This window comes from Pseudomonas sp. EpS/L25, assembly GCF_001512295.1.
In the GTDB taxonomy this organism is placed as follows: domain Bacteria; phylum Pseudomonadota; class Gammaproteobacteria; order Pseudomonadales; family Pseudomonadaceae; genus Chryseomonas.
Genome location: NZ_LNUP01000011.1, coordinates 1,018,276 through 1,032,394, shown reverse-complemented (window position 1 = coordinate 1,032,394; position 14,119 = coordinate 1,018,276). Strand labels below are relative to the sequence as shown.

Annotated in this window: 9 protein-coding genes; 5 read left to right on the top strand and 4 right to left on the bottom strand. The window is 68.0% G+C overall.

Annotated elements, in window-relative coordinates:
- Together AR540_RS24880 and AR540_RS13705 are read right to left on the bottom strand one after the other, a co-directional pair.
- Positions 1-247: IS5 family transposase (locus AR540_RS24880; protein WP_059226329.1), on the bottom strand; the 247-nt coding region annotated here is incomplete at its 3' end.
- Between the two features lie 345 nt (positions 248-592).
- The gene (locus AR540_RS13705; RefSeq protein WP_059229706.1) at positions 593-1,546 is read right to left on the bottom strand and encodes an alpha/beta hydrolase; all 954 of its coding nucleotides are present in this window, start codon (positions 1,544-1,546) and stop codon (positions 593-595) included.
- 281 nt (positions 1,547-1,827) lie between these two features.
- Between AR540_RS13705 and AR540_RS13700 the strand changes: the two genes are divergently transcribed.
- Complete coding sequence (locus AR540_RS13700) at positions 1,828-2,820, top strand: helix-turn-helix transcriptional regulator (protein WP_059229705.1); 993 nt, start codon at positions 1,828-1,830, stop codon at positions 2,818-2,820.
- A 184-nt stretch (positions 2,821-3,004) separates the two neighbouring features.
- Positions 3,005-3,850 carry a SphA family protein gene (locus AR540_RS13695; RefSeq protein WP_153014244.1) on the top strand — a complete coding sequence of 282 codons (846 nt, stop codon included), beginning with the start codon at positions 3,005-3,007 and terminating at the stop codon, positions 3,848-3,850.
- 178 nt (positions 3,851-4,028) lie between these two features.
- Here the strand turns inward: AR540_RS13695 and AR540_RS13690 are convergent, their stop codons facing one another.
- Complete coding sequence (locus AR540_RS13690) at positions 4,029-6,959, bottom strand: PAS domain-containing hybrid sensor histidine kinase/response regulator (protein ID WP_082707000.1); 2,931 nt, start codon at positions 6,957-6,959, stop codon at positions 4,029-4,031.
- Positions 6,960-7,346: 387 nt separating this feature from the next.
- On the opposite strand from AR540_RS13690, the gene AR540_RS13685 reads away from it, so the two are divergent.
- Positions 7,347-8,687 carry an APC family permease gene (locus AR540_RS13685; RefSeq protein WP_059229703.1) on the top strand — a complete coding sequence of 447 codons (1,341 nt, stop codon included), beginning with the start codon at positions 7,347-7,349 and terminating at the stop codon, positions 8,685-8,687.
- 5 nt (positions 8,688-8,692) lie between these two features.
- Here the strand turns inward: AR540_RS13685 and AR540_RS13680 are convergent, their stop codons facing one another.
- Entirely contained in the window at positions 8,693-11,788 is a 3,096-nt protein-coding gene (locus tag AR540_RS13680; protein ID WP_059229702.1) for a hybrid sensor histidine kinase/response regulator, read from the bottom strand.
- 226 nt (positions 11,789-12,014) lie between these two features.
- Here AR540_RS13680 and AR540_RS13675 point away from each other — a divergent pair, with 226 nt between their 5' ends.
- Both AR540_RS13675 and AR540_RS13670 read left to right on the top strand, forming a co-directional pair.
- Positions 12,015-13,634, top strand: coding sequence for a methyl-accepting chemotaxis protein (locus AR540_RS13675; protein WP_059229701.1), 1,620 nt, complete (start codon positions 12,015-12,017; stop codon positions 13,632-13,634).
- A 150-nt stretch (positions 13,635-13,784) separates the two neighbouring features.
- The gene (locus tag AR540_RS13670; protein ID WP_059229700.1) at positions 13,785-14,093 is read left to right on the top strand and encodes a hypothetical protein; all 309 of its coding nucleotides are present in this window, start codon (positions 13,785-13,787) and stop codon (positions 14,091-14,093) included.
- The last annotated feature ends 26 nt before the right edge of the window (positions 14,094-14,119 follow it).

The following is a 14,119-nucleotide window of genomic DNA, read 5'->3' as shown; positions in this document are numbered from 1 at the left end:
GTAGGCGCTCGAGAACTCGATCAAAGGTGCCGTCATCTCGCCAGTCACGAAACCGCTGATACACCGTCGACCAGGGGCCGAACCGCTCTGGCAGGTCGCGCCAGGCAGCACCTGAACACAGGATCCAGAAGATGCCATTGAGCATCAGCCGGTCATCACTGCGTGGCCGCCCCCTCTTCTGCTCAGGCGAAACAACATCTGCAATCAGCTCCCACGCTTCATCCGGGAGTTCGTAACGCTTTGCCATGCGGCCCTCCAGCCCCTCATGGTGCCAATTCTACTCGCTCGGATTTTTCGTACAGAGCCTAGGGTTCGTCGGAGAAGTCTTCTTTGCTGGCATGCTCCGTGATGGCGTGGAGTCGGGCATGACTGGGCGTTACGAGCGTTCCAATCAGCATTGGGCGGTGATCGAAGACATCGTTTTCCTTTCCCAGGATGGCGCACTCGCGCCGCGATGATAGACAAATGTTCAATGACATCTTCTGCTATGCCCGGCCTTTAGTGGCTTGTTTGGAAGGTCCATCCGTATCCTACGGGTTTCTCTGAAATTGGAGCGGTGCGACGGTAGCCGCTCCAGGTCTCACTCGTCTCACTACAGATGTTCGCGCAGAAAGGCATTCATCCGCGCCAGGGTCCAGCGCACGCTTGGCAGTACCCCGAGCATCTCGATGAAGCCGTGGATCATGCCCGGCAGCTCGTGGTATTCCACGGCGTTGCCGGCGCCGATCAGCGCCTGGGCGTAGAGGCGGGCATCGTCGCGCAGGGCGTCGCACTCGGCGCCGAAGATCAGCGCCGGGGGTAGGTGGGCGTGGGACGGCGCGAAGAGCGGCGAGACCCGCGGATCGCGGGTGTCGACGTCCTGCAGATACATCCCGGAGAAGTAATCCATCATCGGCCGCGTCAGCGGCGGCACCTGGGCGTTCTCGCTGCGCGAGGGGTGATCCCAGGCGGTGGGGGTGTTGTCGACGCCGGGATAGATCAGCACCTGGGCCTTGAGCGTGAGGGGACCCTCGCGCAGGTGCAGCGCGGCCATGGCGGCGAGGCCGCCGCCGGCGCTGTCACCGGCCACCGCCACCCGGTCGAGATCGAGGTTGAAGGCCCTGCCGGCTTCGGCCAGCCAGTGCAGGGCGGCCAGTACATCGTCGGGGCCGGCGGGCGCGGGATGCTCGGGGGCCAGCGCATAGTGCACGGCGAGCACCGCGCAGCCGGTGCCCAGGGCGATCTGGCGACAGAGCGAGTCGTGGCTGTCCAGGTCGCCGATCACCCAGCCGCCGCCGTGCAGATAGACCACCAGCGGCTGCGGGCGGGACCCTTCCTCGTCGGGGCGATAGAGGCGCAGCGGGATCGGCCCCAGGGGGCCGGGGGCGGCCAGCTCCTGGATACGAGCCAGGGGCGCAGGCGGCAGCCCGAGGGTGCGATTGAGCTGCACATAGGCGGCGCGCGCCTGCTCCGGGGTGAGGCTGTCCATCGGTGGCTGCGGCTGGGCGGCCATGTGCGCCAGCAGGCCGGCAACCTCGGGAGCGAGGCGCGCGAAGACGTCGTGCATGGGGATTCTCCTGATGGGCCGGAACGCCGGTACTGACGCCGGATGGCCAGCAGCCTCGGCGGTGGCGGTGGGGTCGGCAATCGATCAGATGAACGATGGACCACCCCGCGGCCCTCGGGGTCCCTGGCGCGGGCAGGCCGGGGCTCGAGCCGGTGGGTTGGCCTGCACCTATCCTGCATCTGAACGATAGGCGCGCCGCTGCGCTCCGGTAGACTCGGAGCCATTGGCAGGCCCCACGAAGGGCCGGTGCCTACCCAGACAATCAGAACAATGGGGGTAGCATGGATCAGTCAGCCGTCGTTTCCTGCAGTGTACCCAGCGAGGTGGTCGCTCGCTTCAGCCAGGTCGTCCTGGCGCTGCAAGCCCGCCTGCGTGGCGGGGCCATCACCGAATTCCATGCCCAGGCCCTGGAGCAGCTGCAGCGCCTGGTCGCCTTCGACAAGGCCTGGTGGGGCAACTCCGCGTGGTGCGACGGGGTTCCCGTGGCACATAGCACCTTCCTGCTGGGGCTGCCCAGCAGCTATACCCGGGAGTGGGATGCCCTCAAGGCCGACGACCGCGGCCTCGGCGACCTGCATCTGCTGCAGGGGCGCTGCCAGGTATTCGACTGCCGGGACGAGACGGCCTCGCCGAGCCTGGCCGCCTTGGGGCTGCGTCATGGCCTGGCCCACGGCCTGCGCATCGTGCTCACCGACGACCAGACCCGCCTGGGTGTCCACCTGACGCTGTTCCGCGAGGCCCCCGCCACCCCCTTCACCCCCCTGGAATGCCAGCTGGTGGAATGGCTGATGCCGCACCTGCTGCATGCCGAGCGCGAGAGTTGCCTGCGCACCCTGGCGACCCTGAGGGACAGCCAGGGCCGTTTCGACGAACTGGCCCTGGCGGTGAGCGATCGTCACGGCGTGCTGCTGTCCCTGGAGCCCGGATTCGCCGCCTTGCTGGCGACGGAGTGGGAGGGCTGGCGGGGCAATCAGCTGCCAACGTCCTGCGCTCCGCAAGACGCCTACCAGGGCCGTACCCTGCAACTCGAGGCTCAGCCACTGGGCGACCTGTTGCTGCTCAAGGCGCGTCGCCGCAGTCCGGCTGAACGTCTCAGCGCCCGCGAGCTGGAAGTCGCCCAGTGTTTCGCCCTCGGCCAGACCTACAAGGAAGTGGCCCGCACCCTGGGCATGGCGCCGGCCACGGTGCGCCACCACCTGAGGCGTATCTACGAAAAGCTCGGCGTCAATCGCAAGGCGCAGATCGCCCAGCAGGTCGGGACCGCCCCGGACTGAATTCAACCCTTCCCTGATCGCCTCTCCAGACCGAGCGCCCAGCGCGCCCGGTGAGGCATCGCTCGCCCCCAAGAAAGTTCGCAGGAGTCTCACCATGTCGCGTCTGTCAGGCGTTCTCCCCGCGGCCTGGGCCGTCCTGCTGGCGCTGCTCGCCGGCAGTGCGGCCCAGGCCACCGAAAATGGCATGCCGACCACGGCGGCGGGGGTGCAGGATTTCGGCAGCGGCTTCATGCCGCCCTCGACGCCCTTCGGTACCCTGGGCCTGCGCATCAGCGACTACCAGGCGCGGGTGCTCAAGGACAGCCATGGTCGCGATGATGGCAACGACTTCGACATCAACGTGCTGGCCATCGGTCTGGCCTACCTGCGCATGACCGACCAGCAACTGCTCGGTGCCCGCTACGGCTTCGGCGCCGTCTCGGTGTTCTTCCGCATGGATGCCAGCCTGGGCATCAACGCCGGTGGCCAGCGGGTATTCAGCGACAGCGCCGAGCTGTTCCGTCCGGCGGACATCCAGCTGATCCCGCTGATCCTCGCCTGGACGCCGGCGCCCGGGGTGGGCATCAACACCCAGCTGTCGATCCAGGCACCCATCGGCGACTACGACAAGAATCGCCTGGTCAGTCCGGGCACCCATCACTGGACCGCCTCGCCCATCCTCAACGCCAGCTACATCAGCCCGAGCGGGCTGGAGCTGTCGTCCAGCTTCCAGGTCGACATCAATGCGCGCAACCCGGCGACGGACTACCGTAGCGGGGTGGAGTATCGCCACGAATTCGCCGTGGGCCAGCACGTCGGCGACTGGACCCTGGGCCTGGGCGGCTACTACTACCGTCAGCTCAGCGACGACGATGCCCCCGGCCTGACCCGTGGCAATCGGGCGCGGGTGGTGGCCCTGGGCCCGGCGGTGAGCTTCTTCCAGCCCAACTCCGGGCTGCCGGCGATCTGGCTGCACGCCTACAAGGAGTTCGACGCGCGCAACCGGGCGGAGGGCTATACCGTGGCCCTCAAGCTCGGGGTGAGTTTCTAGTGCGGTGTTTCAGACGTTAACTACACGATGTTGGCGGCGCTTTTTCGGCCGCAGCGGCGGACCGTCTGGGCGGCGTTGCCACTCCTCGCCATAGCCCCGCCATGACTCGTCACGGCTCGGAACGCCGAACGCCAAAAAATCACTCGCCGATTCTTGCGCGAACGTCTGAAACGCCCCACTAGACGGGGCGTTGGCTACCCATCAGCTCGCGCACTCGGGCGGTCAGGCTATCCACGGCGAAGGGCTTGGTGAGGATCTCCATGCCAGGGGCCAGATGGCCGTTGCCGATGGCGGCATTCTCCGCGTAGCCGGTGATGAACAGGGTCTTGAGTCCCGGACGCGACTGGCGCCCCGCATCGGCCATCTGCCGGCCGTTCATGCCGCCGGGCAGGCCGACGTCGGTGATCAGCAGGTCGAGGGGAACGTCCGACTGCAGGATCTTCAGGCCGGTCAGGCTGTCCGCCGCCTCGATGACGGCGTAGCCGAGGTCTTCGAGGATATCCACCACCAGCATCCGTACCGTCGGCTCGTCGTCGACCACCAGCACCGTTTCGCCCTGGGCGGTGGCGGCCAGGTCCAGGCGGGTGGCCAGGTCTTCCACGGCCGCTGTCTTGCCGAGATAGCGCGGCAGATAGATGCACAGGGTGGTGCCCTGGCCGACCTCGGAATGGAGCCGCACCTGGCCGCCGGACTGGCGGGCGAAGCCATAGATCATCGATAGCCCCAGGCCGGTCCCCTGGCCGATTGGCTTGGTGGTGAAGAAGGGTTCGAACACCCGGGCCGCGACCTCGGGCGAGATGCCCACGCCGGTATCCGTCACGCACAGGGACAGGTACTGGCCTTCCGGCAACTCCAGGGCGCGGGCGGTTCCGCGGTCCATCCAGCGATTGGCGGTTTCTATGGTGATACGTCCGCCCGCGGGCATGGCGTCGCGGGCATTGATGCAGAGGTTGAGCAGCGAATTCTCCAGCTGACTGGGGTCCACCAATGCGGGCCAGAGCCCCGTGGCGCGGACGGTGTCCACCTGGATGCCAGGGCCCACGGTGCGCTGGATCAGCTCGGTGAGGCCGTCGACCAGCTGGTTGACGTCCACCGGCCGTGGCGCCAGTGTCTGGCGTCGGGAAAAGGCCAGCAGCCGGTGGGTGAGGGCGGCGGCGCGCTTGGCCGCGCCCTGGGCGGAGACCAGGTAGCGGTCCAGATCGCGCAGACGCCCCTGGGCGATGCGGGTTTCCATCAATTCCAGGGCGCCTGAGATGCCAGCCAAGAGGTTGTTGAAATCGTGGGCGAGACCGCCGGTCAACTGGCCGACGGCCTCCATCTTCTGCGACTGCCGCAGCTTTTCCTCGGCCTGCATGAGTTCGTTGGTACGCTCGGCCACCCGTGATTCCAGGGCTTCGTTGAGGGCGCGCAGATCGGCCAGCGCCTTGTCACGCTCGGCTTCCACCGCGCGTCGCTCCTCGACGTCGATGAGGACGCCGGGACAGCGCAGCGGGGTGCTGTCGGCAGCGTGGTCGACCCGGCCATTGGCCTCGACCCAATAGTAGCGACCGTCGGCCCGGCGTACCCGGTACTGGTGGGCGAAGGGTCCACCCTGCGCCACCACGGCCCTGATGGCGGCGGCGAAGCCGGGCTGGTCGTCGGGATGTACCGTCGCCATCACCTGGGCCAGGCTCAGGCCTTCGCGACCTAGGGCCGGATCGAGCCCGAAGGAGCGGGCGAAGGCTTCGTCGACGGTGAAGCCGTCGGTGGGCAGGTCCCAGTGCCAGGTGCCGATGATGGCCCCAGCGGAAAGGGCTAGCTGCACCCGCTCGATGTTCTCCCGCGCCAGGGCTTCGCTGGCGCGCAGCCGCTCCTGGGCATTACGGCGCTCGGTCACGTCGCTGAAGAGGATGGCGATCTGGCGGTCTTCCGGATCGCCCACCCGCACGGCACGCACGTCGAACCAGCGTTCGAAGGTGTTGGCATAGTTCTCGAAGGTCGCCGGCTCGCCGGTCTTGGCCACGTGGCCATAGGTGTCGAACCAGAATCGTTCGAGGTCAGGGGCGAATTCGGTCACCCACTTGCCGCGCAGATTGACCCCGGCCTGGCGTTCGAAGGCGGGGTTGGCTTCGAGGAAGCGGTAGTCGATGGGCTTGTCGTCGGCGTCGAACTTGACCTGGACGATGGCGAAGGCCGAGCCGATGGTCTCGATGATGGCGCGAAAGCGCTCTTCGCTCTTGCGCAAGGCGGTCTCGGCGGTTTGCAGCTGGCTCATGTCGAGCATGGCGCCGATCATGCGCAAGGGTCTGCCGTAGGCATCGCGAATCACCCGGCCGCGGTCGAATACCAGGGCATAGGAGCCATCGGCGCGGCGGAAGCGGTACTCGTCGGTCCAGACCCGCGCATCGCCATCGATCACCGCGTGGATGGAGGTATCGATCCGCAGGCGGTCGTCCGGATGGATCTGCGCGAGCCACCAGGCGCCAGTAGGCTCCACCGTCTCCAGCGGATGACCATAGGCGGCGGTCAGGGCTTCGTTCCAGAGGATCTGCCCGCTGTTGAAGTCCCAGTCCCAGATGGCATCGTTGGTGGCTTCGGCGACCAACCGGTAGCGCTCCTGGCTTTCCTTCAGCGCCAGGCCCGCCAGGTGCTCGACGGTGCGGTCATGCATGATCTTGACGAAGCCCAGGGGTTCGCCGTCGTCGTCGATGAGAGACATCATTTCGCCCGAGGCCCAGAAACGTCGGCCGTCCTCGCGCAGGTGCCAGCGTTCGTCCAGGGCGCTGCCGTCGCGCAGTGCCTTGGCCATCTCGTATTCACCGCGACGATTGGCGCTGTCTTCGGGGGTGAACAGGCGCGAGGAGTCCTGGCCGATCATTTGTTCGGCGCTCCAGCCGGTGACCTGCTCGGCGCCCGGATTCCAGTCGGTGATGCGGCCCTGGCGGTCGCTGACCACGATGGCGAACTGGGTGGTGCTTTCCAGCACGGCACGGCTGCGCGCCCTGGCCCGGGTGCCGGGCGAGTCAGCGGACGCCGCGCGGACCGTCAGGTCCTGCACGGCGGCGCGCAGGCGCAGGACTTCTGCCTCGAGGGCCTCGCGGGTCAGCGTAGCCAGGGGGACCTCACTCATCGCGCAGGATTTCCTCGGGGGTGGCATCGGTAGTCTCGTTCGACCGCATAAACGCGAGAGTGTGGCTGCACTGGCGGCCGGGTGCCGCGCTTTGCCGCTCATCGGCAAGCGACGTGCCGCCTGAATCAAGCCTAGTCGATAAGCGCCACGACCTTCAGCGAAACGACGCCCGGGCGCGGGTTGGCGGAGTAGAGCGGGGCAAGCGAAGCGGGGTCGGCCACGCCGCCAGCCTGGTGGACGGTGCGGCCCGCCGGAATGGCTGCCGGGACGCGGCGGACGAACGGTCGAGTCCTGGAACCCGGCGGGGTGGGGGGCCTCTACGGTTGCACGCGACGGTCGCCACGGCCGTCCTTTCCTCTCCGCCTTCAGCTCAGGAGCCTTGCGCGCATGGCCACGCAACCCCTTCCTTCAGCGGCCTCCGCCGCGGCACCGGCCTCTGGTGCGCTCAAGCGGGCCATCACCCTGCCCATGCTGCTGTTCTTCATCCTCGGCGACGTGCTTGGCGCCGGCGTCTATGCCCTGGCGGGTACCATCGCCGGGCGGGTCGGCGGGGCCATCTGGGCGCCGCTGCTGATCGCCTTGTTCTTCGCGCTGCTCACCGCTGCCTCCTATGCCGAGCTGGTCACCAAGTATCCCAAGGCGGGCGGCGCCGCGGTGTTCGCCGAGCGCGCCTTCGGCCGGCGGTGGTTGTCCTTCCTGGTGGGATTCTCGATGCTGGCCGCCGGGGTCACCAGCGCCGCGGGGCTGGCGGTGGCCTTTGCCGGGGGCTATCTGCAGGCACTGGTGCCCTGGCCGCCCGGCTGGGTTTGCCTGGGCTTCCTGCTGCTGGTGGGGTTGCTCAATGCCCGGGGCATCAAGGAGTCGCTGTCGGTCAATCTGCTGATGACCTTGATCGAACTGTCCGGCTTGGTGATCGTCATCGTCGCGGCCGGTTGGTTCGTGCTCAAGGGCCAGGGCGATCCGGCACGACTGCTGGAGGTCGATGCGCCCTCGGCCAGCGTGGCCATCCTGAGCGCCGCGCTGCTGGCCTTCTATTCCTTCGTCGGCTTCGAGACCTCGGCCAACCTGGCCGAAGAGGTGCAGGACGTCAGCCGCGTCTATCCGCGGGCGCTGTTCGGCGCCCTGATCATCGCCGGCATCGTCTACCTGCTGGTGGGCGCCGGGGCGGCGCTGGTGCTGCCGGTCGAGCAGCTCAAGCAGTCCGGGGCGCCGCTGATGGATGTGCTGGCGGCCTCCGGCCTGGGCGTGCCGACCCGGCTATTCGCCGTCATCGCGCTCATCGCGGTGGCCAATGGCACCCTGCTGACCCTGATCATGGCCAGCCGCCTGGCCTTCGGCATGGCCCGCGAGGGCCTGCTGCCGGGCGCATTCGGCCGGGTGCTGCCGCGGCGGCGGACGCCTGGCGTGGCCATCCTCGCCACCACCGCCGTGGCCATCGCCCTGACCTTCACCAGTACCCTGGACGTGCTGGCCGAAACCGTGGTCCTGCTGCTCCTGGTGGTCTTCGTCAGCACCAACCTGGCGGTGCTGGCCCTCAAGCGTGATCGGGTGGAGCACCCGCACTTCCGGGTACCCTGGATCTTCCCGGTGCTGGCCCTGGGCTCCTGTGCGCTGCTGATCGCCCAGCAGGGCGCGGCGACCTGGTTGCGCGCGGGCCTGATGCTGCTGGTGGGCGGCGTACTCTATGGCCTGACCCGGCTGGCCGGTGCCCGTACCCTGGCCTCCTGACGAACTCAGGAGCCGACCAGGGCATAGAGGGTCTGCATGTCGGCGGGCTTGGTCAGGTGATGATCGAAGCCGGCCGCCAGGGCCTCGGCCTGGTCCTGGGCCTGACCCCAGCCGGTCATGGCGATCAGCTTCACCGTCTGGCCCGGGACGGTCGCGCGAATCGCCCGCGCCAGTTGATAGCCGGTCAGGCCCGGCATGCCGATGTCGGAGATGACGATGTCGGCACCATGGCCCTGGAAGGCGTCCAGGGCCTGTTGGCCGTCATAGGCGACCCGGACCTGATGGCCGTCCAGCTCCAGCAGTTCGGCGATGGTATCGGCGATATCCGGGTTATCGTCGGCGACCAGGATGCGTCGCCTGGCGGCCACGGGTGCGGCCGCCGCGGGCACTTCGGGCAGGGTTGCCGGCGGCGCGACGGTGATCGGCAGGGTCACGGTGAAACGGCTACCCAGACCCAGTCCGGCGCTTTCCGCGCGGATATCGCCGCCTTGCAGTCGCGCCAGTTCGCGGGAGAGCGCCAGGCCGATGCCTAGCCCCGAAGAGCGTTCCGCCTGGCGCGGATCGATCTGACCGAACATCTGGAACAGCGCGCCCAGGCGGTCGGGGGCGATGCCGATGCCGTTGTCGGCGATGTCCACCTGCACCTCGTCGTCCGCCTCCTGCACGCCCAGGATGATCCGGCCACCCACCGGCGTATAGCGGACGGCGTTGCCCAACAGGTTGAGGAAGATCTGCTCCAGGCGGAGCGGGTCGGCATACAGCCAGATCGGCGTGGCGGGCAGGCGCAGGTCGAACGTCTGATTCTTCTCCTGCATCAGCACCTGCACCGCATCGGCGGCCGCGTCGAGCACGGACTGCAGGGTGACGAAGGCGTTGTGCAGGGTGATCCGGCCGAAGGTGATGCGCGAGATATCCAGCAGGTCGTTGAGCAGCGCGCCCATGCGTTCGACTTGCCGCTCGATGGTCTGGCAACTGCGCTGCTGCTGCTCGGACGAGACGGTCGGCGCAGCGATCAGCGCTGCGGCATGGCGAATGGGGGCGAGGGGATTGCGCAGTTCGTGGGCCAGGACGGCCAGGAACTCGTCCTTTTGCCGATCGGCATCGCGCAACAGCTCTTCCTGGCGCTTGCGCTCGCTGATGTCGAGGAACCAGACGGCCAGGTTGCCATCGAAGGGCGTCGCGTTGACCTGTAGCCAGCGACTGGCCCCTTCCGCATCCGAACCCTGCAATTCCGTCGACCAGGCGGTTTCGCTGCCGCTGTGCTCCTGGCAGAGCTGGAGCAGGCGGGGGCCGGCCCAGCCCAGCGTCACCGTCGCCTCTGGCGCGGGGTCTACCGCCAGGCCCAGCGTGAGGGTGCCGATGGGATTGAGATAGTCCCAGGCGAAGGTGCCCTCGGCTTCGGGCACGGCGATGCCAAAGCATACCAGCGAACTTTCCAGGGCCACGCGCAGGCGCCGCTGCGAGCGCAGGGCCGCTTCCTGGATGCGGGCACGGTCGATCACCAGCACGGCCTTCGAGGCGCAGAGATCGGCCAGGTGCCGTTCCCGTGCCGTGGGCTCGCGCGGTTCCGGCAACTGAATCGTCAAGGCGCCGAGGGTGCCGTGCAGGGCGCTGTTCAGGGGCACCGCATGCAGGGCGGCGAAGCCTTCGCCGCGACCGATGGCGGCCAGCGCGGCGAAATCCGGCGTGGTTTCAAGATCGGGAACCACGACCCGGCGCTGGGTGCGGATAGCGGTGTCGCAGGCGCTTTCCGCGGGCATCAGGGCGGCCAGGCGCGCCCTGGTCTGGGCAGAAAGGCCGGCGGTGAAATACAGCCGGGCCGGTTGGTCGTCGGCCACCAGCGACAGGCAGCCGAAGGGGGTCTGGTGGAAGCGGCAGAGCACCTCGAGGATCTCCTCCAGCTGTTGCGGCAAGGAGGGCAGCTGCAGCAGGCGATGGTTGAGCCGCTGCAGGATTTCCAGGTCGGCTACCTGGAGCTTCAGCTCCTCCTGGCTCTGCTGGAGTTCCCGCAGGTAGTCGTCGCGCTGTTCTTCGGTCAGGCGGCGCGCCTCGGCGGCAGCCAACAGGGCCTGGCCCACCTGCTGGACCTCCAGGACGTCACTGTCCGGCAGGATCGGTGTCTGCTGTCGGCCGAGCATCAGTGCCGCCTCCTGTAGCGCCTGGACCGGACGACTGATGCGCCGTGACAACACCAGGGCGACCGTCCAGGCGAAGACCACCGAGAGGATCAGGCCGCCACCATAGAGAGCGAAGGAGCGAGTGGCCGCCGCCGAAACCTCGGTGGTGGGAATGCCCGTGGTGACCGTCCAGCCGGATTCGGGCAGGCGCACGAAGGCCGTGTAGACGTCCCGGCCTTCACGGGTCCGGGCCACGCCAATGCCTTCGTCGCCGGGTTGCGCGAGGATCTTCGCCAACCCCGGCAGGGCCGGATGGCCCAGGGTCTCCGCGTGCAGCGTGGTGCGGGCGATGCGCAGGCCGTTGCGGTCGAACACGGAGCCGACCCAGTGCTCGGGCAGGGTACGGGTCAGGCGCGCCGCGCGGATGCTCTCCGGTGTCATCACCGCGGTGAGCACCAGGCCTACCTGGCCATTGCGAATTACCGGTACCCGTACCGGAAAGGCCAACTGGCCAGCCGGTCCCTGGGCCAGTTGGCCGATCACCGGCCGGCGTTGGGCGATCACCTCGGCGAAGCTTTCCGGTTCGCTCAGGGGCCCGCCCGGGGCCGGATTGCGCGGGGAGATGCGCCGGACGACCTGGCCGTCGGCAGTGGCCAGCAACACGGTGCGCCAACCGGGCACCAGGGGCAGGACCCGGCCGACCAGGGTGGCGAAGTCGTCCAGTTCCCCGGCCACCAGCAGCGGTGACTCGGCGAGCGCCTGGAGGATGGTCACGGAGCGGCGCAGCTCGCTTTCGATGGTGGTGGCCGCCTGGCGGCTGGACTCCAGGGCCCTTTGCTCGGCTTCGTGCTGCTGGTGCTGCACCAGCAGCCAGAGACCAAGGCCGGCGACCAGGGCCAGGGGCACGATCCCGGCGAAGGCGATCGCCAGCAGGCGGGTGCGAAGAGGGATCAGGCGCGCGGGGGTATCGGTCGACGGCGACATGTCGGCCTCAATGGCGGAAAGTTGGGATTCTAGCCCGAGCCTAAAGGGTGTTTTGTCGAAAAAACGTTGTCTTCGCAGATCGGGAGAATTCCTTGGAGCCCGCGCCCGCTCTAGGCTGCGGCTGTAAACGAGGCGGCCGTTGATCGGCGATGAGTGGGCGGTTCAGCGGCCACGTGGTCCGCCGAAGAAAAGAGCCGAACACGCCTTTCCTGCCCGGAGTTGCTCTATGCGTACCCTGAAGCTGTCGGCCCGCTCGGCCGTTTGTTTTGCCACCATCACCCTGTTGCTTCTGGTGCTCGCCGTCACCTCGGCCCTAGGGCTCCATTCGCTGTACAAGGCCGAACAGGACGTCGAGACCAACTGGATGGCCAGCATCGCGCAGATCGCGAAGATGGACACCCTGGTGCTGAGACTGCGGCTCGAAACCTTCCGCATCGTCGCGTCGGACGACCAGCAGATCAAGCAGAGCGGCGTCGCGACCATCGCTCAGGCACGGGATAGGCTGCGCAAGGAAGTGGCCGCCTACAAGGCCCTGATCGCGTCGCCAGAAGACCAGCGGCTGGCCGATGCTGTCGACGCCGGCGTGAAGGCCTACGATGCGCGCCTGGACGAGATCCTCGCCATCGCCCAGACCCGTCCGGCCAGCGAAGGGATCACCTACATCAACACCCAGATCCGCCCGCTCACCAACGACCTGCAAGAGAAAATCGTGGCCCTGGGCGCGTACAACGAGCTGGGCGCCAAGCAGGCCGGCCAACTGGCGGCCCAGACCTACAGCAGAAGCTTCTGGCTGCTGGGCGTGATCTCGGCCCTGGCCGTGGTCCTGACCGTGGTGGTCGCCGTGCTCTATACCCGCAGTATCCTGCAGCCCCTGCGCCAGGTACTGGGGATCAACCAGCGCATCGCCGCGGGCGACCTGCGGGTCGCCGCCGAGGCCACCGGGCGCGACGAGATGGCCGAGCTGATGAAGGCCACGGTGCAGATGCAGCACACCTTGCGCGAGACCGTGAGCCACATTGGCGAGGCCTCCACCCAACTGGCTTCGGCCGCCGAGGAAATGAATGCCGTCACAGAGGAAGCCAGCCGCGGCCTGCAGCGCCAGAACGGCGAGGTGGAACAGGCGGCGACCGCGGTCAACCAGATGACCGCCGCGGTGGAGGAGGTAGCCCGCAACGCCGCCTCGGCGTCGTCCGCCGCGCAGCAATCGGAACGCTCGACCGGGGTAGGCGCGGCCCGCGTCACGGAAACGGTGGATGCCATCCAGGGCTTGACCACTACCGTCTCGCGCACCAGCGAACAGATCGTCGAGCTGGCGCAGCAGGCCCAGGGCATCGCCACCGTGGTCGATGTCATCCGTGGGATCGCCGAGCAGACCAACCTGCTGGCGCTGAACGCGGCCATCGAAGCGGCTCGCGCGGGGGAGCAGGGTCGCGGCTTCGCCGTAGTGGCGGACGAGGTGCGGGCCCTGGCCCATCGCACCCAGGAATCCACCCGGGAAATCGAGCAGATGATCGGCGGCATCCAGAGCGGCTCGGAAGGTGCCGTGCAGGCCATGCAGCGCAGCCGCGACGAAGCGAACGCCACCCTGAAGATCGCCAGCGAAGCCGGTACGGCGCTGGGGGAGATCGCTCGCTCGATCACCGAGATCAACGAGCGCAACTTCCTCATCGCCACGGCTTCGGAGGAACAGGCGCAGGTCGCGCGTTCGGTGGATCTCAACCTGGTGAGCATTCGCGACCTGTCGATCCAGACCTCCGCCGGTGCCCACCAGACCGCCTCGGCGGCTCACGAGGTGTCGCGCCTGGCGGTGGACATGAATCGCCTGGTGGCGCGTTTCTCGGTCTGATCGACCGCGCTCCTGCCAGGCGCAAGACCCTGTTCGCGCTGGTCGCGGGCAGGGCCTTCCGGCGTGGCGCGGGTGCTCGGTTGGTCGCCGCCGGGGAACCTGGCCCGGAACCGGCGGAGTCTGCATGGCATCGTGTAAGGAGAGACCGCCTTGTATCTCGTCCAACTGCTGCTACCCCTCACCGACAACGACGGCCGGCGCCTGCCCGGTGCGCTGTTCCAGGAGATCCGCCAGGAGCTGGTGGAGCGTTTCGGCGGCCTGACGGCCTTCAGCCGGGCACCGGTGGAAGGCCTGTGGCAGAGCGAGGCAGAGGTCGTCGAGGACGATCAGCTGCTGGTCTACGAGGTGCTGGCCGACACCCTGGACAGGGCGTGGTGGGATGACTACCGCCAGCGCCTGGAAAAGGCCTTCCGGCAGCGCGAGATCCTCATCCGCGCCCAGCTCACCGAGCGCCTCTAGGACGCCATCGACCTGCGATGGCCGCC